The following is a 21,322-nucleotide window of genomic DNA, read 5'->3' as shown; positions in this document are numbered from 1 at the left end:
GTAAGGGATCGACGCGGGCATGCGTGCCCGTGTCAGCCCGTCTGCATCCGTCCCCACTGAACATAAAGGTCTTCCTCGCCCTCTGGCCTGACCGGACGATAGGTGAAGCTCATCTCCTGCTCGGCAAACGGCTTTCTCAGATCGGCGTAGAGCGCTGCCGAGGTCAGACCGTAGGACGCGCCGTCCTCGTTCGAATAGGCGTAGGAAATATCGGTGATCCCCGCGAGACGCATGGCGGCGAGACACATCGGACAGGGGTGGCCGCTGGCATACATCGCAGCACCCTTGAGGATGGGAGACCGGCGCCTGAGGGCTGCGTCGCGCACGGCGACGAGTTCCGCATGGGACGTGGGGTCATGGGTTTCAACGACCCCGTTGACCCCGGTTGCAATGATGTCGCCGTCCATGACGAGCACGGCGCCGAACGGCCGTCCGCCTCTTTCGACATTCTCTCGCGCAAGCGCGATGGCCTGCTTCAAATAGCGATCCGCATCCAACATGGCCATCCTCCTTTTCCATCCAGTGAAACCGAAGGAGAGAGCCAGGTCAACCGGCGAGACAGTCGTCAGACGGACGCCAGCGCGACGGCCGGCTGCAGGCGGGACGCGTTGTAGGCCGGCAGATAGCCGAAGACGAGGCCCGTGAGGAAGGCGCTGCCGAAGGCGAGGATCACAGGTCCGGGCGCGAAGCTGACGGCGACGCCGAAAAATTGGGCGATGGCCCCGATGCTCAGCCCCAGTCCGACGCCGATGAGGCCGCCGAGGGCGGAAACGACAAGCGCCTCCACGATGAACTGGGTGAGAATGTCGCGGGAGCGGGCGCCGGTGGCCATGCGGATGCCGATCTCCCGAGTGCGCTCGGTCACGGAGACCAGCATGATGTTCATGACACCAATGCCGCCGACGAGCAGCGAGATCGCGGCAATGGAGCCAAGGAAGATCTTCAGGATATTGGAGGTTTCGGTAAAGGTCTCGCGGATGGCGGCGAGATTGGTGATCTGGGTATCCTGACGCTGGTGCCGCTCGTCGAGCAGCGCCTGAATCTGATCCTGCGTCAGATTGATGGCACTGCCGTCCTTCACCTGAACGGTAATGGAGCGGACATTTCGCGCGCCGAACAGCCGCAGATTGCCGGTCGACAGCGGGAGCAGCACTGTATCGTCCTGGTCGTTGCCTCCGGCCGTCGCGCCCTTCTTTGCCATGACGCCGATGACCTGGAAGGGAATGTTCTTGATCAGCACATATTGCCCAAGCGGATCGGCGCCATCCGGAAACAGCGTGTCGGCGACGGTGCGGCCGAGAACGGCGACGGTGGCGTAGGCATCCATGTCCGCCTTCTGAATGAACGCGCCCTCTTCGACAGCCCAGGATTTTGCCTGTGGAAACTGCGGCACGGTGCCGTTGACCGTCGTCTGCGTATCGAGATTGCCAACGCGCACCGTGAGCGTGCTCGACATTTCCGGGACGGCGAAACTGATATTGGGCAGCTCAAGGATCGCATCGGCATCGGCGGGAACAAGCGTGACGATGCTCCCGCCTTCGCCACCCCGGAAATTCGCCATATTGGGACGCACCACGAGAAGATCGGAACCCATGGCGGCAATGCGGTTCAGTACCGAATCCTGCGCGCCTGTGCCGATTGCAAGCATCGCGACCACGGAACTGACGCCGATGACGATGCCGAGCAGGGTGAGGATCGTCCGGAACAGATTGGCCCGGAGCGCCCGAAACGACATGCGCACCGCCTCCGCCACATCGGTCATTACAGCCGCCCTGCCCTCTGCCCGGATCGGCTTTTGACCCATTTTGTGGCCGATGCGCCTGACATTGCCGGTCATCCGGTCGGCGGTGATCAGGCCGTCGCTGATCTCGATGACGCGGTCGGCGGATTCAGCAAGTTCCGGCGCGTGGGTAATGATGATGACGGTGTGCCCCTCCTCATTCATCCGGCGCAGCGTCGCCATCACCTCCTTGCCGCTCTGGCTGTCGAGCGCGCCTGTCGGCTCGTCGGCCAGAATGATCTGGCCGCCGTTCATGAGCGCCCTTGCAATCGACACGCGCTGCTGTTGGCCGCCGGACAACTGATTGGGGAGATGGTCGAGCCGCTCGCCAAGCCGGAGGGAGGTGAGGAGCATTTCGGCCCGCTTGCTCCGGAGCCCCGCCGGCATCCCGGCATAAACGGCGGGAATTTCGACATTCTCCCTTGCCGTAGCAGTGGGAACGAGATTGTAGCTCTGGAAAACGAAGCCGAACAACTGGCGCCGGCGCGCGGCCAGTTCATCGGCGTCGAGACCGGACACATCCTCGCCTTCCAGCAGATAGGCGCCGCCGGTGGGTGTATCGAGGCAGCCGAGAATGTTCATCAGCGTCGATTTGCCGGATCCGGACGCGCCGACAATGGCGACGAATTCGCCCGGTTGAATGTCAAGCGAGACGCCGCGCAGAACGTCGACGGCGACATCGCCGTTGACGAAGGTCTTGCGGATATCCTTGAGCGAGATAAGCGGGGCCATGGCTTGCCTCAAAACATCGGCGGCGGCATGCCGCGTCGCGAATTGGAGCGCCGCGCGGTGGTTGCCGTACCGTCCGCGCTACCCGTGCCGACAATTACCGCATCTGTTTCCTCAAGGCCGTTTTTGATCTCGACGCGCACGCGATTGCGCACGCCGGTCTCGACTTTGCGATCGTCGCGCGTGCCCGACGGCGTGAGTACAGTCACTTCGCCGGATTTCCCGTCAGCCGCAAACCGCACGGCGGCGGCCGGGACGGTCAACACGTCCGTTGCACCGGATTGTACGAAGAACACCTGAGCCGTCATGTTCATCATCAAGGTGCCGTCGGGATTGGGCACGTCGAACAGAGCATAATAGAGAACGACGTTATTTTCCGTCGCGGGCGTCGGCTTGATCTGCCTCAGCGTACCGGGATGGCGCTTGCCCGGCTGGCCCAGCAGCGTGAAATAGGCATTCATGCCCAGTGTGAGCTTACCGACATCCGCTTCCGATACTTCCGCCTCGACCGTCATGGTCGAGAGGTCGCCGATGGTGACGATGGTGGGCGCCGTCTGGTTGGCGTTCAGAGTCTGGCCCTCTTTGGCGGAGGTATTGACGACCGTACCGGACATCGGCGCATAGATTTTCGTGTAGCCGAGGCTGATGCGGGCATCCTTCAGCGATGCCTCCTGCTTTCGGATCTGTGCCTTCAGCGCATCGACATTGGCCTCCGCTGTTGCAAGGGCAGCGACCGCCTCGTCGAGGGCGGACTGGGCCGCGCTGTTTCCGGCCACGAGTGCCCGCTGGCGCGTCAGATTGGCCTTGGACAGGACAACCTGCGCCGTTTTGTCAATCATCTGGGCTCCAAGATTGGCAAGCTCCGCTTCGGCAATCTCGATCTGCGTCTCGATCGACGCACTGTCGATCTCGGCGATCAACTGGCCTTCCTCGACCCGGTCGCCGATTTCCACCTTCAGGCTCTTCAATTGGCCGGACACCTGCGCGCCGACATCGACGCCCTTGATCGGGCTGAGCAGTCCGGCGGCAGTGACACTGTTTTCAATATCGCCACGCACCGGCATTTCCGTGACGACCGTATCTGTCTTGGCCTCGCCGGCATAGGTTTTCCAGCCGTACCAGCCGGCGACAGTCGCAACCAGCAGGACCAAGAGGAGCCACCAGAACTTTCCGCGAGAGCGCTTCTTGCGCGGCAAAGCCGGACTGGACGCAGGTTCCATGTCCTCTGCCGCTTCCGCTGCGATTTTCCGGGTGGCGTTCGCCATCAAACATCTCTTTGCTAGAATTGGGACGGTATGCCCTGCGGGATATAGGGTTCAACTACGCCTTAATCACGTTGCGTGATGTGAAATCTTGGTAATGTTCCTGGCCATGAGGGCGTTGCCTCTCCGGCACCGACGCAGAAAAGCCGGCGGGAAGGCGCCGGCTTTGTGGTTGGCAATGGATCGGACTTGACCTTATCAGTCGCAAACCTTGATGCGCTTGACGACGAGATTGCCGTAGTAGTCGTACTTGCGGACCTTTTTGATCCCAGCAGGTCGGCTGGTGATATGTCTTCTTGTAGTGGCGCTTGTGGCCGTAATAGTGGTCGACCTGCTGGTAGCCGCCATCATAATAGCCACCGCTGTGGCCGCCATAATAGCCGCCCGCCTGGGAAGGGGCTGCGAAAGACAGAGCCGCACTCGCGGCAACGATAGAAGCAATGATCAGTTTACGCATGGTGGCCTCTCCTTAAGATCGCCTGGATGAGCCCGCCTCATCCTTGAAGAGGACACTCTCATATCCACCGCGCAGGCACAGTTCCGAAAGGAACAGGGCCAGCCCAGGAGGAGACAATCAGCCGATTTGCCAGGCGATGGTTAGCAGCGCTGCGGCAATCACCCAGAGCGCGACGCGGCCGGAGCGGCTGTGACGGGCTTCCGCGCGGCCGATTGCCTCGGCGGTCTGCGCGTCGAAGCGGAAACCGTTTTCAGCCATATCGGTCAGGTCGCGGGAAAACTTCTCCGTCTTTGCAGCAATTTCCGGGGCCGCCTCGGCCAGCCTGAGCGCTGCATGAAATCCGTCCTTCATGTCGGACACGATGCGCTTGGGGCCGAGATTGTCGCGAATCCAGGCGCTGACGACAGGCTCCGATGCCTGCCACATGTTGAAGCCTGGATTGAGCGTGCGCGCGACGCCTTCGACGACGACCATGGTCTTTTGCAGCATGACCAGTTCCGGACGCGTTTCCATGTCGAACAATTCGGTCACTTCGAACAGCAGTGTCAAAAGCTTCGCCATGGAAATGGTTTCGGCCGGCTGGCCGTGGATCGGCTCGCCGATGGCGCGGATCGCCTGGGCAAAGCTTGCTGCATCGTGGTGACCGGGTACATAGCCCGCCTCGAAATGCACGTCGGCCACCCGGCGATAGTCGCGCGTGATGAAACCAAACAGGATTTCGGCAAGGAACCGGCGCTCCTTCTTGCCGAGACGGCCGACAATGCCGAAATCGACGGCCACCACCATGCCCTGCGGATCGACGAAGAGATTGCCCTGGTGCATGTCGGCATGAAAGAAACCGTCGCGCAGCGTGTGGCGCAGGAAGGACTGGATCAGCGTTTCCGCCAGAAGGTTCAGATCGTGACCCGCCCGGCGCAACCCCTCGACATCCGCCATCTTGATGCCGTCGATCCATTCCATGGTTACGACATCGCGCCCGGTCCGCTCCCAATCGACCTTGGGCACACGGAAGCCGGGGTCGCCTGCGGTGTTCTCCGCTATTTCCGACAGGGCGGCCGCTTCGAGCCGCAGGTCCATCTCGATCCTCGTTGTCTGCTTGAGCGTCTTGGTCACTTCGACAGGGCGCAGCCGCCGGGTATGCGGAAGAAACCGGACCTGAAGATGCGAAACGAGGAACATGGCCTCGAGATCATGGGCGAAACGCTGCCGCACGCCGGGACGGATGACCTTGACCGCGACTTTCTGCTCTTGGCCATCCCTCAGGACGATGGCCGGATGGACCTGTGCAATCGATGCCGCGGCGATCGGCTCACCAAAAGACAGATAAAGTTCCGAAACCGGCCGGCCAAGCGATCCTTCGACCGCCGAATAGGCCTGTGCGATCGGAAAGGTCGCCATGCGGTCCTGCAGGAAGGAGAGATCCTGGGCAAAATCCGCGCCGACCACATCCGGACGGGTCGCGAGAAACTGACCGATTTTCACATAGGACGGTCCAAGCCGCTCGATCGCGCGGGCGAGCCTGTCGCTGCGATCCTCACGAACCGCACGGCGGCGAGCGAAAAGACCGGCGAAGGATTGCGCCAAACGGACAAGGGGCGGCAGGTTTTCGGAAGGCAGCGCCGAGACGACACCTTCGCGGACCAGAACCCAGCCGATGCGGACCAGACGCGCATAGCCGCCAATCGTGCTCATGATGCTTCACCGGAGCGTTGGGAGACCGGGGCGCGAATTACAACAATCGTCATGCGTCAGATCTTCCAGCCCGAATGGAGTGCTGCGATGCCACCGGTATAATTGGTGAAGACGACGCGGGAAAACCCCGCCTTTTCGATCATGGCGGCGAAGTCGCGCTGGTTGGGGAACTTGCGGATCGACTCCACCAGATACTGATAGGGTTCGCCGTCACCGGTGACCATCTTGCCGAATTTCGGGATCGCATTGAAGGACCAGGCATCATAGACCTTGTCGAGCAGCGGCATCTCGACTTCGGAAAACTCCAGCACCAGAAGGCGCCCGCCGCGTTTCAGGACCCGGTAGGCTTCGCTGAGCGCCACATCGATGCGCGGCACGTTTCGAATACCGAACGCGATCGTATAGGCATCGAAGGAATTGGCCTCGAAAGGCAGCTCCTCGGCATTGGCCTCGACGAAAGCGAGATTGTGCGCCAGCCCCTTCTTTTCAGCACGTTCGGCGCCGACGGCAAGCATCGAGCCGTTGATGTCGAGTACGGTCGCATGGGCTTTGCGATCGGATGCCTCGACAATGCGGAAGGCGATGTCGCCAGTGCCGCCAGCCACGTCGAGCACCTTGTAATCCTGCGAACGGCGCGGATTGAGAGCCGAGATCATCGCGTCCTTCCAGGCCCGGTGCAGGCCCATGGACATGACGTCGTTCATGATGTCGTAGCGCTTGGCGACTTTATGGAAGACATCGTTGACGAGCGCCTGCTTTTCTCCCTGGCCGACCTGACGGAAACCATAGGAGGTTTCCATGCCGCCATCGGCAGACGTGCGCTCACCACTCATATGAAATACTCCATGTTATCAAATTCACGGCGACCATAGCGAACTGGCCTTGCCCCCGCTATCTCTGCGGAGTGATCGCGCCTGCGGCCCGCCCTTTCGGACTGCGTCTGATATAGGGTATGTGCACGGCGAATGGAATTGCCAAAGGATGGAACCGGAGGCTCAAGGAGACGCTGATGCCCGAGCTTCCCGAAGTGGAGACGGTGAGACGAGGTCTTGCACCGGTAATGGAGGGAGCGATGCTTGCCCGCGCGGAGCTGCGGCGGCCCGATCTGCGCTTCCCGTTTCCTGTCGATTTCACCACCCGCGCCTCCGGCCGCCGCATCCTTTCGCTTGGACGGCGCGCGAAATATCTGCTGATCGATCTGGACGGAGGCGACGTCATCATCGCCCATCTTGGCATGTCCGGCTCCTTCCGGGTGGAAGATGGCGACGGATCGGACATACCTGGTGACTTCCACCATCCGCGCGGCAAGGACGAAAAGCACGATCACGTCGTCTTCCATCTGGAAACGGACAAAGGTCCGGTGCGGGTGATCTACAATGACCCCCGCCGCTTCGGCTTCATGGACATCACCCAGCGCGACGCCATTGCCAGCCACTTGTTCTTTCGCGGGCTCGGCGAAGAGCCGACCGGCAACGTGCTCGACGCCGCCTATCTCGCCGGTCGGCTTTTCGGAAAAGCGCAACCCCTTAAATCCGCCCTGCTTGACCAGAGGAATATTGCCGGCCTCGGCAATATCTATGTCTGCGAGGCTCTCTGGCGCGCCGGGCTTTCCCCCAAACGCGCTGCCGGCACACTCGTCGATGACAAGGGCAAACCGAAGACGACGCTGCTCGTCCTGACCGACGCCATCCGCGCCGTGATCGCTGACGCCATCCAGGCGGGCGGATCGTCGCTTCGCGACCATATCCGAACCGATGGAACGCTCGGCTATTTCCAGCACAGCTTTGCCGTCTACGACCGGGAGGGCCACACCTGCACAAAACCGGGTTGCGGCGGCGTGGTGGCCCGCATCGTGCAGGCCGGGCGCTCGACATTCTATTGCGCTAAATGCCAGAAATAATGCCTTTGCGGCAGAAAGGCGGGACCGCCTTTTCCGAAAATAGCGCGTTGACTGGCACGGTGTTTAAGGCTATATGCCGCCCACAGTTTGGAAAGCCGCTCCAAGGTTTTCCGATATTGCTCCCGAATTGCTTGGATGACAGGTCGCAGCGACCGGACACGGCGAAGCGGAAGTTTTTGTCAGATCACGAAGAGAGACACAAATGGCCAATACAACTTCGGCGAAAAAAGCGACCCGCAAGATCGCCCGCCGCACGGAAGTCAACAAGTCCCGCCGTTCGCGCGTCCGCGGTTTCATCCGCAAGGTCGAAGAAGCCATCGCTTCCGGCGACCAGGCAGTGGCCCAGGCAGCCCTGAAGGCAGCCCAGCCCGAACTGATGCGCGCCGCCACCAAGGGCGTGCTTCATGCCAACACCGCATCGCGCAAAGTTTCGCGTCTGGCGAGCCGCGTAAAGGCACTTTCGGCCTAAGCCGGCTTATTAAAATTTCCTTAATGCCTTAGCCCGGTCCTGCGACCGGGCTTTTCTGATTCTCACTGGCGAGCCTACAAAAGAGACGTCTAAAACAGACCATTGTGTCAGAGCCGTGACACAAAAAAATGTTTAATTTCAAACATTTATGCGAGGACCGACGATAAGCGCGCATCATGGCCGTGCGCCTCGCGCCTCCACATTGAGTCAAGAGAATTTTTATTTTTTCTGCTTTTTCCCGCCTTAGATCTCAGGCGAAAATCAAAGCCCTTGATTCAAAAGCGATTCTCTTTGGCACAGATGCCGGCCATGCAGGACACGCTATGAGAGTCAACGGCCAAGGCTCGCGCGGCCACAAAATTCGCGATTGATCTTGCCTCACGATCCTGCCTAAATGCCTCTCACAGAAGGCGCGGGGACACTCGCGAACAAGACGAAAGATCAGCCCTCGGGCCGTTCAACTTCGCTTAGTCTTTCTGTAACGGGGTGGTTCCACACGTTCCATCAATCAGTTGAGAATATTCCCATCCGTGCGATTTTGATCGTCCGGAACGACGATTTTCTATTTCTGGTTGCGGGTGCAAGATGAATCCAGAACTAGCTGAGGAACAGGTATTGCGTAGCGAGACGACGACGCAAGGGGATGCGTCGCCCATCCGCAGATCTCCTTCGTGACGGGCGGGGGAAGCTGTTGACAGGAAGCCCAATTGCGAACGGGTGGGCCGGGACTTGAATGAAACCGTGCAAGCGGGACATGCGTTTGGCTTTGACTGAACGAATTTGCACGATGAAAAGCCGGAACGGGAAGATGAGGGTTGTCGGACCGGCACTGCAGGCGTTTGAACGGCGGTATACCTGTAAAAAGGGCCGCCTGGACAAACATTAAGAGTTGGCGCCGTCAGTCATGACGGCATCGGGAATGATTTTGGAAGGCGGCAATATGCTTGGCAATTTGATGACGGCGGCGATCGTATTCGAGAATGGGGAGAACGGACGTCAGGTCAGGACGCAGTTGTCCGACATTTCAGCGGGAGAGGCCGGACATATGGGACACAATGCACTGTTCGAACGCGTCAGTGCACGTCTGAAGGCCCAGGTCGGCGCCGATGTCTTCGCCAGCTGGTTCGGCCGTCTGAAGCTTCACTCGATGTCGAAAAGCGTCGTTCGGCTGTCCGTCCCCACCACGTTCCTGAAATCCTGGATCAACAACCGCTATCTCGATCTGATCGCCAGCCTCTTCCAGCAGGAAGACGCCGAAATTCTCAAGGTTGAAATCCTGGTGCGCAGTGCCACCCGGGGCGCCCGTGCGGGGACGTCTGACGATGCAGCTTCGATAGACAGTTCCGATGCATCGGTCTCCCCTTTGACACGAAAGCAGGCACCGCAGAGCATCGCCCAGCATGCCGCAGCCACTGTGAGCGCTTTCCAGAAGCCGCAACCCGTTGCAGGGCCTTTGTTCGGCTCGCCGCTCGATCCCCGTTATACGTTCGACAGCTTTGTCGAGGGATCGTCAAACCGCGTTGCTCTGGCCGCTGCAAAGACCATTGCCGAAGCAGGCGCCGGTGCCGTGCGCTTCAATCCCCTTTTCATCCATTCCAGTGTCGGTCTTGGCAAGACGCACCTGCTGCAGGCTATTGCCACAGGCGCCATTCACAGCCCGCGCATGCCGCGTGTCGTCTACCTGACTGCCGAATATTTCATGTGGCGCTTTGCGACAGCCATTCGCGACAACGACGCCTTGTCGCTGAAGGAAACGCTGCGCAATATCGACCTTCTGATCATTGACGACATGCAGTTCCTGCAGGGCAAGTCGATCCAGAACGAGTTTTGCCACCTGCTCAACATGCTTCTCGACAGCGCCAAACAGGTGGTCGTTGCCGCCGACCGCGCCCCTTGGGAACTTGAATCGCTCGATCCGCGCGTCCGGTCGCGCCTTCAGGGTGGTGTCGCGATCGAAATGGAAGGTCCGGACTACGAAATGCGTCTGGAAATTCTCAAGCGGCGGCTTCAGGTGGCGCGACAGGACGATGCATCGCTCGATATTCCTGCTGACGTTCTCAGCCATGTCGCCCGCAACATTACGGCAAGCGGCCGGGAGCTGGAAGGTGCTTTCAATCAACTGCTTTTCCGACGGAGTTTCGAGCCGCATCTGACGATCGAGCGGGTCGATGCGCTGCTGAGCCATCTGGTCAATGCCGGAGAGCCGCGCCGTGTGCGCATCGAGGATATTCAGCGCGTCGTTGCCAAGCACTACAATGTTTCCCGACAGGAACTGGTCTCCAACCGCCGTACCCGCGTCATCGTCAAGCCGCGCCAGATCGCCATGTATCTGGCCAAGGCGCTTACGCCCCGCTCCTTCCCGGAAATCGGCCGGCGCTTCGGCGGACGCGACCACACGACGGTTTTGCATGCCGTGCGCAAGATCGAAGACCTGATCTCAGGCGATACCAAGCTCAGCCATGAAATCGAATTGCTGAAGCGGCTGATAAACGAGTAGTTTACCTGCGGACGCATACCGCAAGTGCCCGCTTCTTTTGAGAACAAGGAGCGCTTGCGGTGCTGATGTATAGGACGGCTAGAGGTTTTCCTGGCGGATCAGATGATACAGCGCGCGGATCGCTTGCGCTTCTCCGCCCAGCGGGGAGTGCGGACGCTCCGCCGGTGACCAGCCGAAAATGTCGAGATGCACCCAGCGTCTGGCGCTGGTCACGAAGCGCTTGAGAAACAGAGCAGCGGTTATGGATCCCGCCATTCCGCCTGACGGCGCGTTGGTGAGATCGGCGATGCGCGTGGCAATGTCCTTTTCGTATCCCTTGAAAAGCGGCATGCGCCACAGGGGATCGTCGACAGTCCGGCTTGCCTCGGAAAGATCACGAGCCAGCTCTTCGTCATCCGTGTAAAAGGGAGGCAGATCCGGCCCGAGCGCCACCCGGGCCGCGCCTGTAAGAGTTGCCATGTCGATGATCAGGTCGACATCCTCCTCGTCGGCATAGGCGAGCGCGTCGGCGAGAATCAGCCGACCTTCGGCATCCGTATTGTCAATCTGCACCGTCAGGCCCTTCCGGCTACGATAGATATCGCCGGGACGGAAGGCGTTGGCGGAAATGGAATTCTCGACGACGGGCAGAAGGACGCGCAGATCGACGGCGAGCTTCGCGTCCATGATCATCAGCGCAAGGCCCATTACGTTGGCTGCCCCGCCCATATCCTTCTTCATCAGCAGCATCGAGGATGCGGGCTTGATATCGAGCCCGCCGGTGTCGAAGCAGACGCCTTTTCCGACCAGCGTCACCTTGCGGCGCCCCGGCCTGCCCCAGCGCATGTCGAGAAGCCTGGGCGCTTCTGCACTGGCACGGCCGACGGTATGAATGAGCGGAAAATTCTGCGCCAGAAGGTCATCGCCGAGCACTGCGGACACCGTTGCACCATAGTGCTCGCCAAGCGCGCGAAAGGCCTTTTCCAGCGCGTTCGGACCCATGTCGTTGGTCGGCATATTGATCAGGTCCCGCGCCAGGTAAATGCCGGCGATCTGCCGCCCCATATCCGTGGCGTCTGCATCGGCGGATAGCGAGAGGAGCGGCGCCTCGCCCGCAGCCGTCTTGTAGCGGTCGAATCGATAGGCACCCAGTCCGTATCCGAGCGCCAGCTGGTCCGCCGTCAGCGATGACGTCTCGATATGCCACCGCCCGGCTGGCAGGGTCCGCGGCAGTTTTCCGCTCAGAAACGGTGCTTCCGAGGGGTTGGCGCCAAGTCCAAACAAAGCGCCGCCGAGCCCGCCGTCTACCGACGGGATCAGCAGCACAGCGCCGGATTCGCCCTTGAAACCCGCTTTGCGTGCCCAGTCGAGAACGGCCGGGAGCAGGGTTCCCTGTTCGATGTCCCCCGGCGTGACGGCAAAGACCGGCAGCGTCGAATCCGAATGTGCGATGAAGGGCGAAGGGCGGTCGATGAATTGGTAGAACGACATGGAAATCCTTGAAAGGAACGGTGCAGAATCAGCTGATTAACGCTCTGTTAGGGTTAACAGATTATTGATGGAATGAAGATTGCGCCGTTATCTGGGGATTGCGTCCGGTGCAAGGTCAACAGGCTGAGGGGCATCGGGCCATGTCACGTGGATATTCATTTCTGTCAGAAAATCGGTTTTTGCACGCGGCATCGATCGCGGCTGTCGTTGCGCTCGCTCTTTCCGGATGCACAACGCAAAAGAAGGAACTGACAACGGGTTCGATACCGTCGGCGAGCTTCTCGAAACCGGTCCAGTCGATGAACGCCACCGAACTCGCCGGGGCCGCGGAAACCGTCGGGAAGGCTTATGAACGCAATCCCAATGATCGCAATGCGGGCCTCAATTACGCGAATGTTCTGAAAATGACGGGCCGCAATCAGCAGGCGCTCGCTGTCATGCAGCAGGTGGCGATCAGGTTTCCGACGGACAGGGAAGTTCTTGCCGCCTACGGAAAATCCCAGGCCGCTGCCGGCCAGCTTGAGCAGGCGCTGGTGACGATCTCCCGGGCCCAGACACCCGATCGGCCGGACTGGAAGCTGAAATCGGCCGAGGGCGCCATCCTCGACCAGCTTGGACGGGCGTCAGAGGCCCGTGAGCGTTATCGCGAAGCTCTTCAGATCCAGCCGAACGAACCGACGGTCCTGTCCAACATCGGCATGTCCTATCTGCTCAACAAGGATCTGAAGACGGCCGAAACCTATTTGCGTTCGGCCGTCGAGCAACCGGGTGCCGACAGCAGCGTCCGGCAAAATCTGGCTCTTGCCATCGGCCTGCAGGGACGTTTCGCAGAAGCCGAAAAAATCGCAAAGCAGGAATTGTCGCCCGATCAGGCCGAGGCAAATCTCAGATATCTACGCTCGATCATGTCGCAGCAGAACGCCTGGCAAAAGCTTGCCAAGGAAGACCAGGGCACAAACTGATCAGTCGGGAACACCGGCTTTAAAACCAGTTCTACTGATTCAAAAGCCGCGCAATTGTGAATAATCCTGTGGGTCGGAAGCCGCCTTTCCCGGGATCATTCACAATTGCGCGGCTTTTGCTCTTGTGCGCTTGCGCCTAGAACTTGTCGGAAACCTGAATGCCGGCCGGGCCAAGGATGACGGCGATCAGAACCGGCAGGAAGAAAAGGATCATCGGCACGGTCAGCTTCGGCGGCAGCGCCGCTGCCTTCTTCTCAGCTTCGTTCATCCGCTGGTCGCGGCTTTCCTGAGCAAGGACGCGCAACGCCTGTGCGATCGGCGTGCCGTAACGGTCGGCCTGAATTAGAGCCTGCATAACCGCCTTGACGTCGTCCAAGCCTGTTCGGATGCCAAGATTTTCCAGGGCGACACGCCGGTCGGGGAGAAACGACAATTCGGCAACCGTCAGCACAAGTTCTTCCGCCAGAGGCGGAGACTGGGCGGCAATCTCGTCTGCGACGCGCCGTAGGGCCAGTTCCATGGAGACGCCGGACTCCACGCAGATCAGAAGAAGATCGAGCGCATCAGGCCAGGCTCTGCGGATCGAAAGCTGCCGCTTGGATACCGCATTGGAAATGAAAATGTTCGGCGCATAAAAACCGAGATAGGCCCCGCCGACAACGATCAGCAGCCGCATCGCCAACGGCTTCTCGCTGAAATTTCCGAGAACGAAAACATAGATTATCGCGACGGCCAGAAACAGGAAGGGCAGACTGAAGCGGGCGACCAGAAACATGTTCAAGGCGTTCTGCGATCTGTAACCGGCTGACTTCAACCGGTTGACGGTCTTGTCGTCGACAAGCGCCCGACGTAGGTTCAGCCGCTCGACGATCTGCCGAACCGAAGTATTGTGCTGCGCGCGAAGCGAGGCCTTGCTGTTCGCTGTCTCGGCGTTCAACCGGGCGCGCTCGCGGGCGCGGATCTGCTCGCGCTCGGTTGCCACGGATTTCATCCGCTTTTCGAGATCTCCCCTCTCGAAAAAGGGCACCGCCAGCGAATAGAAGGTCGCCAGCACAGCCACCGCCACCAGAAAGGCGACAATGATATTGGGATCCATCAGTGAATTGATCAAACCTTCGCTCATGCCGGATGCTCCTAGATGTCGAAGTTGATCATATTGCGCATCACCCAGATGCCGATGCTCATCCACACCGCGGAAGCACCCATGATGAGGTGCCCGCGCGGATCGGTGAAGAGAATCATCATGTAGTCAGGCGAGGTCATGTAAACCAAGAGCGCGACGATGAAGGGCAAGGCGCCGATAATGCAGGCCGACGCCTTCGCTTCCATGGACAATGCCTGAATCTTGGCCTTCATTTTCTTGCGTTCGCGCAGCACCTTGCCGAGATTTCCGAGCGCTTCGGACAAGTTGCCGCCGGCCTGCGCCTGGATGGCAATGACGATGGCGAAGAAATTGACTTCGGGCAGCGGGATGCTGTTGACCATACGGGCACAAGCCTCGGGAATGTTGATGCCGACCTGTTGTGATTCGATAATCCGCCGGAACTCCGTTTTCACGGGCTCCTGTCCGTCATTCGCGATCAGCCGTATGGCGTCGTTGAGCGGCAAACCGGATTTAATCGATCGCACCATGACGTCGAGCGCATTCGGAAATTCGTTCAGAAATGCCTTGCATCGGCGATTGATCAGGAAATTGACGCACCACCGCGGAAACCCTGCCGAACCGATCAGGAAAATACCGCCGACCACCGGAAGCTTGGCGCCGGCAATCAAGGCCAGAAACGACACAGCAACGCCGAACAGCAGGCCGGCGATATAAAATTGCGGCACCGACAGTTTCAGCCCGGCCTGCATCAGCCGGATCTTCATCGACGGCTTGGCCTTCACCGATTTTTCTTTTTGCTTCTTCTCGAGATCCCTGAGCGAATCCTGTACGGATTTGCGGCGTTTTGACATCTCGTTGACGCGATCACGCGCGGCTTTGACACTGACTCTGTCGGTTTCGGCAGTTTTCACCCTGCGGATACGGCTTTCCGCCTTCTTTTGCGTCTCGATGCGCGTGAACAGGACACCATAGGCAAGACCGGCCGTTGCGAGAGCCACAAGGCCGACAATTGCGAGAATCGTGATGTCTATGCCGAACATGTATCCGCTCAGTCCTTGTCCATCGCGTCCAGCGTTGCCGCAAGGCGCTTGTCCTCGTTGAAATAGCGGGCTCTGTCCCAGAAATGCGGACGGCCGATGCCGGTCGATTTGTGACGGCCGATAATCTTGCCGTTCGCGTCCTCGCCCTCGATTTCGTAGCGCATCAGATCCTGCGTGATGATGACGTCGCCTTCCATCCCGATGACTTCGGTGATGTGGGTGATGCGGCGAGAACCGTCGCGAAGGCGGGCGGCCTGGATGATGATGTCGATGGAACCGGAAATGATCTCGCGAACCGTCTTGGCCGGCAGCGTGAAGCCGCCCATGGCGATCATCGATTCCATTCGGCTCAGGCATTCGCGCGGCGTGTTGGAGTGGATCGTACCCATCGACCCGTCGTGACCGGTGTTCATCGCCTGCAGAAGATCGAAGACCTCCGGTCCGCGGACTTCGCCGACGATGATGCGTTCGGGCCGCATGCGCAGGCAGTTCTTGATGAGATCGCGCATGGTGATCTCGCCTTCGCCTTCGATATTGGGTGGACGCGTTTCCAGGCGCACCACATGCGGCTGCTGCAGTTGCAGTTCCGCCGTGTCTTCGCAGGTGATCACACGCTCATCGAGATCGATATAGGCGGTCAGGCAGTTCAGGAGCGTCGTCTTGCCGGAGCCCGTGCCGCCGGAAATGACGACGTTACAGCGGACACGGCCGATGATCTGCAGCAGGGTCGCGCCTTCAGGCGTGATCGCTCCGAATTTCACCAGCTGGTCGAGCTTCAGCTTGTCCTTCTTGAACTTGCGGATCGTCAGGGCCGTGCCGTCGATGGCAAGCGGCGGGGCAATGACGTTGACACGCGATCCATCGGGAAGACGCGCGTCGCAGATCGGCGAGGATTCGTCGACGCGGCGGCCGACCTGAGAGACGATGCGCTGGCAGATCGACAAGAGCTGCGCGTTGTCGCGGAAGCGGACCTCGGATTCGATTGTCTTGCCGCCGACTTCGATGAAGGTCTGGCCGGCCCCGTTGACCATGATGTCGGCAATGTCGTCGCGCGCGAGCAGAGGCTCCAGCGGGCCGTATCCCAGAACATCGTTGCAAATATCCTCAAGCAGTTCCTCCTGCTCGGAGATCGACATCGCGAAATTCTTGATCGTTATGATGTCGTTGACGATATCGCGAATTTCTTCGCGTGCGCTCTCGGTGTCGAGCTTGGCGAGCTGCGACAGATCGATCGTGTCGATGAGCGCGGAAAACACCTGGCTCTTGGTGTCGTAGTAGTCTTCCGTCCGGGCGGTTTTTTTGCGGGGCGGCGGCGGAACAGCCCGCTGGACGGGGGCCGTTTCACGCACGGGTTCGGCAATGACCGGCGTCGTCGGTCTCTCGGCCTCGGCAAGAGCCGTGGCGGCGTGCGCGCGCGGCTGGACGGCGGGGCTGATTACGCTGCCCTTTCCGACGCCGTCGTTTCCTCTTTTACCAAACATGCTCTTTTTCCGATTCCTGGTCTGTCAGCTATTTGCGGCCAAGTATTCCGAGCACCTTGCCGAGGCCGCCCTTTTTGGCCTTCTTGGCCGTCACCCGGCCGGTCAGCAGATGAGCGAGTTGCGACATTATTTCCGCAGTCGGCGCCTTCTTGTCGATTTCGCCGATCATGCGGCCGCTGTTGGCGGCGTTGCCAAACAGCGACGCATCGAAAGGAATGATGGCCACCGGCTCAATTTCGAGAGAATTGCAGAAATCCGCAGGGGTGATTTCCGGCCGCTTCGGCATCCCGACCTGATTGAGCACCAGATGCGGCACCTTGTCGTTCGGACGGATCTTTTTCAGACTGTCGAAGAGGTTCTTGGCATTGCGCAGATTGGCGAGATCGGGCACCGCGACAATCACCACCTCATCGGCTTCCGAGAGAACGGTTCGCGTCCACTCCGACCAGAGATGCGGCACGTCGAGCACCGATACCGGCGCATTGCGCAGGAGAAGCTCCATCAGCGGCTGAAACGCCGTCGCATCGAAATCATAGGCGCGGTCGAGCATGGAGGGCGCCGCCAGCAGGGACAGATGCTCCGAACATTTTGTTAGCAGCCTGTCCAGAAACACCTCATCAAGACGCTCTGGCGCGAAGACCGCTTCGGAAATGCCCGTCGGGGGGTCCTGATCGAAATTGATATTGGCAGTGCCATAGGGAAGGTCGAGATCCGCCAGAACGACTTCGGTGGAGAACAGGTTGGAGATACCCCAGGCGCAGTTGTGCGCCAGCGTCGAGGCGCCGGCGCCGCCCTTGGCACCGATGAAGGCGATGCTGCGGCCGAGCGGCTCGGCTTCCGGATCGACGAAAATGGCCGAGATCGTGCCCAGAATATCGGACATGGTGACCGGGGCCACAATATATTCGGAAATCCCGTTGCGGATCAGTTCCCGGTAGAGCGGAATGTCGTTAAAGCGGCCAATGATCACAACCTTGGTGCTGGGATCGCAGACGCCGGCAAGCGGCGCCAGTTCAGCCATCAGATGGCGCGGCTCTGTCGAGGTTTCGAGAATGATGAGGTTCGGCGTTGGCGTCGTGGAAAACATATTGGCGGCGGCGGCAATCGAGCCGCTGTTGATCCGCAGGCTCACCTTGTTCATGCGCCGGTCCTGGCCGCAGCGCTCCATGGTCCGCAGCAGCGTTTCCGTCTCGCAAAAGGCATGAACCGAAATGCGCGGCAGCGGACGCAGGTGATCGACCTCGCTTGCCCGAACCGCATCGACGGGACCATCCGGCTCGCCGGATGCGGTCTCTATCTTATAATCAATCGTGCTCATCGTCCCTATCCCGTCAAATGCGCGCGTGTCAGTTGAAGTTGATCGTCGTGCCGCCGCCCGTATCGGACGATATTCCGCGATAGTCCTTGATAACTTCGCCGCGCTGCACCGCATCGATCGGCGACATGGCGCGCGGGCCGAGCAGATCCATCGGATTGGCGATCTGTGCCGCCAGATTGGCCTGGCTGGCGCAGCCGAAATTGTCGTAGTTCTTGTTGTCGGTCGTATTGGCAACGAGATCCTTGGGCCAGTTGCCGCAGGGTTCGGTCTTTGCCGTGATCGCCGTATAGCTGAGACGGATGGGCGCTGCATCGCCACCGCCGGCCTGGTAGCTCGCCTCGACAAGCCGTGTCGCCGGAATGCCCGCCCCGACCAGAACGCCGCGGATTTCCCTGCGCAGCACCGAAGCCGCTCCGGAATTCACCGAGCCGACCGGCACCAGGATCTGCACGGTTCCGGTAGCCGAACTGTTGTAGCCCGAAGCAAAACCGCGGATCACTTCGCGCGCCCCTTGCGTCAACCGCCTGTCGCTTGAGGCGATCGGCACGTCGATCACGTGTTCCGCTTCCGCAATCACGATGGGATGGCGGGTGCGGTAGTCGTCGGGCAGCGCGCCCGTCGACATGCCGTCGCGATTGGCGCAGCCGCCAAGGACGGTGCCAGCGGCCAGAAGGGCGCAGACTGCCAGCAGCTTTACGCTCCGGACCTGTCTGAAAAAACTATGTGGCCGCATGGAGTGTCCCTTGATATTGCGGTTCAGAATCATCGTGTCCGGCATGTCCATTCCGCCTATTTGTAGATGAAGCCGACATTGCCGTGGTACGCGCCGGTGGGCGCGGCCTGCCGGTTGCCGTAGATACGGTTGACCTCCCCCAGAAATGCGCTCGACAAATCATCCGTCGGATTGAAATTGTCGTCGGGACGGGAAAGCTCGCCCCGGGCGACCGGCTTCACAAGATAAGGCGTGGCGATGATGACCAGTTCGGTTTCGTTGCGCACGAAATCCTTGGAGCGGAACAGGGCGCCGAAGATCGGGATCTTGGAAACGCCGGGCAAGCCGGACATGGCCTGACGGACATTGTCCTGGACCAGGCCGCCGATGACGATGGAACCGCCGGAGGGCAGTTCGACACTGGTCGAGGCCTTGCGGCGACGGATCGACATATAGGTCTGGCCGGGTATGCGGATGTCGTTAGCATTGACGACGGAGCTTTCGAAGGTGGGCTCGGAGACTTCCGTGGCGATCTCCAGACTGATTCGGCCCGGACCGAGAACGACCGGCGTGAAATCCAGACCGATGCCATATTCGACGGTTTCGACCTCTCGGGTCAGACCTTCCTCGTCGATCTCCTGACGGGAGGGCAGACGGTATTCGCCGCCGACCGAGAAGCTTGCCTTCTTGCCGGAAATCGCAGTCAGGCTCGGTTCGGCCAGCGTGCGCATGACACCCGCCTGCTCCATGGCGTTCAGATAGCTCGAGAAGCCCAACGTTCCGGAGCCGATCTGCCCGGTGAACTTGGACGCGAAGGCGTTGACCGCGTTGCCGAGATTGGCCGGATTGCGGAAGAGGATGCCATCGCCGCTGCTGCCGCTTGTAATGGAGCCGCTGAACCCGAGCTGCTTCAGAACCTGGCGCGAGACTTCCGCGACCGTGACCTTGAGCATGACCTGATCTTCACCGTCGATCTTCAGAAGATTGACGATCTGCGACTGTTGCCGGTCTTCAGCGAAGATGTCGGCATCGCCATTGGTGCCCTGGGCCGTGATGTCGCGCGTGGTTGCTTCACCGCCCTTGATGAAGGCGCGGGCGAGATCTTCGACCCGCGTCGAATCGAGCGGCGTGCGCACTGTTCCCGTCAGCACGATATTGTCGGAAATGATTTCGACGGTAATATCTGAATCGGGCAGGAAACGCCGCAGATTGGCTTGCAGGTTCGCGATGTCCCGCTCGATTTCGAGATCGAGACTGACGATTTCTTCGCCGCTCGGGCCGAAGACGAAGATGTTCGTCTGGCCGACCTTTTTCCCGAACAGATAGATGCGGCGCGATGTGCGGGTCACGGCATCGGCGAGCGAGGGGTCGGCAACCAGAATGTCGTGGGCATCTGTCGGCAAATCGATGACGACAGCCTTGTTCAGCCCCAGTTTGATGGTCTTCTTGACGCCCGGCCCGCTTTCGGCGATGCGCACGAGCGACTGTGAGGCAGCCTCTGCAGTCAGCGGCCCGGCGGGAAAGCCGGAAAAAGCCAGGCAAAAGGCCAGCCCGCCCGCAACACTGCTCCGAAATTTTTTTCCGACCCGGTTCACGTTCCGCTCCCGCTCACGCACTTATCTGGTTTCGTTCATGGATGAGCTGTCATCGCCTTTGACGATGGAACCCGATTTGATGATCTGGATGGATGGACGGCCATCACCGCTCAGAAGATAATCCGCAGCACTCGTGTCCGGCTCCTGCGCATCGGCGACGCTGCGCAGCGCCAGCGACAGGCTTTCGGCCATCTGCTGCGCCACCGTCATCACTTTGGATTGGTCCGGTGTCAGCTCAAGTGTCGCGGTCGCGCCGACCACAGACTTGGAGCCGTCTTCCTTTTCCTCGATCTGCTGATCGATGGCGAGCACGCGTACGTTGCTCAGAACCGTTTCCGTCAGGAACGAGCCGGCATCGGTTTTGCGGACCATGATGACGTCAACGCGGTCGTTGGGAAGAATGAAGCCACCTGCGCCGGTCGCGACCGTGATTTCCGTCGCAACGGCCCGCTTACCGGCTGGCAGCAGCGCGGACATGACGCGGCTCGACGAGTCGGCGATTTTTTCCGATCTCACCGGTTCGCCATTGAAGATAGGCAAACGGACGACGACGCCCTGAAGATCGGCGACGGCGCTTGGCCTCAGTTCTTCGGTGATAAATCCCTCGACGACACCGTCCTTCGGCCAGGATACCCAGTGAAGATCATCGGCGCCGAGCCGTGAACCCACAGGAAGACTCTTGCTGGCGACGAGGACATTTATCGTCGGCTCACGCTCGACGACGGGTTCCGCCAGGCTCATCGGCCGTCCGCCCGCAAGCTTGAGAGCAAGAAAGCCAGCCAGTCCGGCCGATACAACGGCAACCGCCAGAATAATAACGCGCACCGGTTTCATGATCTGTCCCTGAAGTCCC

The 21,322-nt window shown here is 60.1% G+C and carries 18 protein-coding genes; 4 read left to right on the top strand and 14 right to left on the bottom strand.

Features of this window, described 5'->3' with window-relative positions; all coding sequences use genetic code 11:
• Window positions 1-32: 32 nt before the first annotated feature.
• The 6 genes from PY308_RS02785 to ubiE form a co-directional block, all read right to left on the bottom strand.
• Entirely contained in the window at window positions 33-500 is a 468-nt protein-coding gene (locus PY308_RS02785) for a nucleoside deaminase (RefSeq protein WP_275787821.1), read from the bottom strand.
• 65 nt (window positions 501-565) lie between these two features.
• The gene (locus PY308_RS02780) at window positions 566-2,512 is read right to left on the bottom strand and encodes a MacB family efflux pump subunit (RefSeq protein ID WP_275787819.1); all 1,947 of its coding nucleotides are present in this window, start codon (window positions 2,510-2,512) and stop codon (window positions 566-568) included.
• Window positions 2,513-2,520: 8 nt separating this feature from the next.
• On the bottom strand, window positions 2,521-3,774 hold the full coding sequence (locus PY308_RS02775; RefSeq protein WP_275787817.1) for an efflux RND transporter periplasmic adaptor subunit: 1,254 nt from the start codon (window positions 3,772-3,774) through the stop codon (window positions 2,521-2,523).
• A 55-nt stretch (window positions 3,775-3,829) separates the two neighbouring features.
• Window positions 3,830-4,228 (bottom strand): hypothetical protein, encoded by a 399-nt coding sequence (locus PY308_RS02770; protein ID WP_275787815.1) that lies wholly within the window; start codon window positions 4,226-4,228, stop codon window positions 3,830-3,832.
• A gap of 117 nt (window positions 4,229-4,345) precedes the next feature.
• A complete protein-coding gene (ubiB, locus tag PY308_RS02765; RefSeq protein WP_275787812.1) occupies window positions 4,346-5,920 on the bottom strand; it encodes a 2-polyprenylphenol 6-hydroxylase in 1,575 nt (524 codons plus the stop codon).
• Window positions 5,921-5,976: 56 nt separating this feature from the next.
• On the bottom strand, window positions 5,977-6,753 hold the full coding sequence (ubiE, locus tag PY308_RS02760; protein ID WP_275787809.1) for a bifunctional demethylmenaquinone methyltransferase/2-methoxy-6-polyprenyl-1,4-benzoquinol methylase UbiE: 777 nt from the start codon (window positions 6,751-6,753) through the stop codon (window positions 5,977-5,979).
• A 176-nt stretch (window positions 6,754-6,929) separates the two neighbouring features.
• Between ubiE and mutM the strand changes: the two genes are divergently transcribed.
• From mutM to dnaA, 3 genes are all read left to right on the top strand, one after another.
• Complete coding sequence (mutM, locus tag PY308_RS02755) at window positions 6,930-7,820, top strand: bifunctional DNA-formamidopyrimidine glycosylase/DNA-(apurinic or apyrimidinic site) lyase (protein ID WP_275787807.1); 891 nt, start codon at window positions 6,930-6,932, stop codon at window positions 7,818-7,820.
• 202 nt (window positions 7,821-8,022) lie between these two features.
• Complete coding sequence (gene rpsT / locus PY308_RS02750; RefSeq protein WP_275787805.1) at window positions 8,023-8,289, top strand: 30S ribosomal protein S20; 267 nt, start codon at window positions 8,023-8,025, stop codon at window positions 8,287-8,289.
• Window positions 8,290-9,334: 1,045 nt separating this feature from the next.
• On the top strand, window positions 9,335-10,786 hold the full coding sequence (gene dnaA, locus PY308_RS02745; RefSeq protein WP_434064232.1) for a chromosomal replication initiator protein DnaA: 1,452 nt from the start codon (window positions 9,335-9,337) through the stop codon (window positions 10,784-10,786).
• Between the two features lie 78 nt (window positions 10,787-10,864).
• Here dnaA and PY308_RS02740 read toward each other — a convergent pair whose 3' ends face one another.
• Window positions 10,865-12,256, bottom strand: coding sequence for a leucyl aminopeptidase family protein (locus PY308_RS02740; protein WP_275787803.1), 1,392 nt, complete (start codon window positions 12,254-12,256; stop codon window positions 10,865-10,867).
• 140 nt (window positions 12,257-12,396) lie between these two features.
• On the opposite strand from PY308_RS02740, the gene PY308_RS02735 reads away from it, so the two are divergent.
• Window positions 12,397-13,218: a tetratricopeptide repeat protein gene (locus PY308_RS02735; protein ID WP_434064191.1), complete on the top strand. Its 822-nt coding sequence runs from the start codon at window positions 12,397-12,399 to the stop codon at window positions 13,216-13,218.
• A gap of 136 nt (window positions 13,219-13,354) precedes the next feature.
• On the opposite strand, the gene PY308_RS02730 is transcribed toward PY308_RS02735, so the two are convergent.
• From PY308_RS02730 to cpaB, 7 genes are read right to left on the bottom strand one after another with little or no spacing between them, the layout of a single operon-like run.
• Window positions 13,355-14,341 (bottom strand): type II secretion system F family protein, encoded by a 987-nt coding sequence (locus PY308_RS02730; protein WP_275787797.1) that lies wholly within the window; start codon window positions 14,339-14,341, stop codon window positions 13,355-13,357.
• 11 nt (window positions 14,342-14,352) lie between these two features.
• Window positions 14,353-15,363, bottom strand: coding sequence for a type II secretion system F family protein (locus tag PY308_RS02725; protein WP_275787795.1), 1,011 nt, complete (start codon window positions 15,361-15,363; stop codon window positions 14,353-14,355).
• A gap of 8 nt (window positions 15,364-15,371) precedes the next feature.
• Entirely contained in the window at window positions 15,372-16,844 is a 1,473-nt protein-coding gene (locus PY308_RS02720) for a TadA family conjugal transfer-associated ATPase (protein WP_275787792.1), read from the bottom strand.
• A gap of 28 nt (window positions 16,845-16,872) precedes the next feature.
• Window positions 16,873-18,162: a CpaE/TadZ family protein gene (locus PY308_RS02715; protein ID WP_275787789.1), complete on the bottom strand. Its 1,290-nt coding sequence runs from the start codon at window positions 18,160-18,162 to the stop codon at window positions 16,873-16,875.
• Between the two features lie 28 nt (window positions 18,163-18,190).
• Window positions 18,191-18,895 carry a CpaD family pilus assembly protein gene (locus PY308_RS02710; RefSeq protein ID WP_275790991.1) on the bottom strand — a complete coding sequence of 235 codons (705 nt, stop codon included), beginning with the start codon at window positions 18,893-18,895 and terminating at the stop codon, window positions 18,191-18,193.
• A 56-nt stretch (window positions 18,896-18,951) separates the two neighbouring features.
• Window positions 18,952-20,469 (bottom strand): type II and III secretion system protein family protein, encoded by a 1,518-nt coding sequence (locus tag PY308_RS02705; protein WP_275787787.1) that lies wholly within the window; start codon window positions 20,467-20,469, stop codon window positions 18,952-18,954.
• A gap of 21 nt (window positions 20,470-20,490) precedes the next feature.
• Window positions 20,491-21,303 carry a Flp pilus assembly protein CpaB gene (cpaB, locus tag PY308_RS02700; protein WP_275787785.1) on the bottom strand — a complete coding sequence of 271 codons (813 nt, stop codon included), beginning with the start codon at window positions 21,301-21,303 and terminating at the stop codon, window positions 20,491-20,493.
• Window positions 21,304-21,322: the final 19 nt, after the last annotated feature.

This window comes from Pararhizobium gei (assembly GCF_029223885.1).
GTDB lineage: Bacteria > Pseudomonadota > Alphaproteobacteria > Rhizobiales > Rhizobiaceae > Pararhizobium > Pararhizobium gei.
This window is presented reverse-complemented; position numbering and strand designations above follow the sequence as displayed.

Coding starts and splice junctions, on each gene's coding strand:
- PY308_RS02785 (WP_275787821.1), bottom strand. CDS start 500: ATGTTGGATGCGGATCGCTATTTGAAGCAGGCCATCGCGCTTGCGCGA.
- PY308_RS02780 (WP_275787819.1), bottom strand. CDS start 2,512: ATGGCCCCGCTTATCTCGCTCAAGGATATCCGCAAGACCTTCGTCAAC.
- PY308_RS02775 (WP_275787817.1), bottom strand. CDS start 3,774: ATGGCGAACGCCACCCGGAAAATCGCAGCGGAAGCGGCAGAGGACATG.
- PY308_RS02770 (WP_275787815.1), bottom strand. CDS start 4,228: ATGCGTAAACTGATCATTGCTTCTATCGTTGCCGCGAGTGCGGCTCTG.
- ubiB (WP_275787812.1), bottom strand. CDS start 5,920: ATGAGCACGATTGGCGGCTATGCGCGTCTGGTCCGCATCGGCTGGGTT.
- ubiE (WP_275787809.1), bottom strand. CDS start 6,753: ATGAGTGGTGAGCGCACGTCTGCCGATGGCGGCATGGAAACCTCCTAT.
- mutM (WP_275787807.1), top strand. CDS start 6,930: ATGCCCGAGCTTCCCGAAGTGGAGACGGTGAGACGAGGTCTTGCACCG.
- rpsT (WP_275787805.1), top strand. CDS start 8,023: ATGGCCAATACAACTTCGGCGAAAAAAGCGACCCGCAAGATCGCCCGC.
- dnaA (WP_434064232.1), top strand. CDS start 9,335: ATGGGACACAATGCACTGTTCGAACGCGTCAGTGCACGTCTGAAGGCC.
- PY308_RS02740 (WP_275787803.1), bottom strand. CDS start 12,256: ATGTCGTTCTACCAATTCATCGACCGCCCTTCGCCCTTCATCGCACAT.
- PY308_RS02735 (WP_434064191.1), top strand. CDS start 12,397: ATGTCACGTGGATATTCATTTCTGTCAGAAAATCGGTTTTTGCACGCG.
- PY308_RS02730 (WP_275787797.1), bottom strand. CDS start 14,341: ATGAGCGAAGGTTTGATCAATTCACTGATGGATCCCAATATCATTGTC.
- PY308_RS02725 (WP_275787795.1), bottom strand. CDS start 15,363: ATGTTCGGCATAGACATCACGATTCTCGCAATTGTCGGCCTTGTGGCT.
- PY308_RS02720 (WP_275787792.1), bottom strand. CDS start 16,844: ATGTTTGGTAAAAGAGGAAACGACGGCGTCGGAAAGGGCAGCGTAATC.
- PY308_RS02715 (WP_275787789.1), bottom strand. CDS start 18,162: ATGAGCACGATTGATTATAAGATAGAGACCGCATCCGGCGAGCCGGAT.
- PY308_RS02710 (WP_275790991.1), bottom strand. CDS start 18,895: ATGCGGCCACATAGTTTTTTCAGACAGGTCCGGAGCGTAAAGCTGCTG.
- cpaB (WP_275787785.1), bottom strand. CDS start 21,303: ATGAAACCGGTGCGCGTTATTATTCTGGCGGTTGCCGTTGTATCGGCC.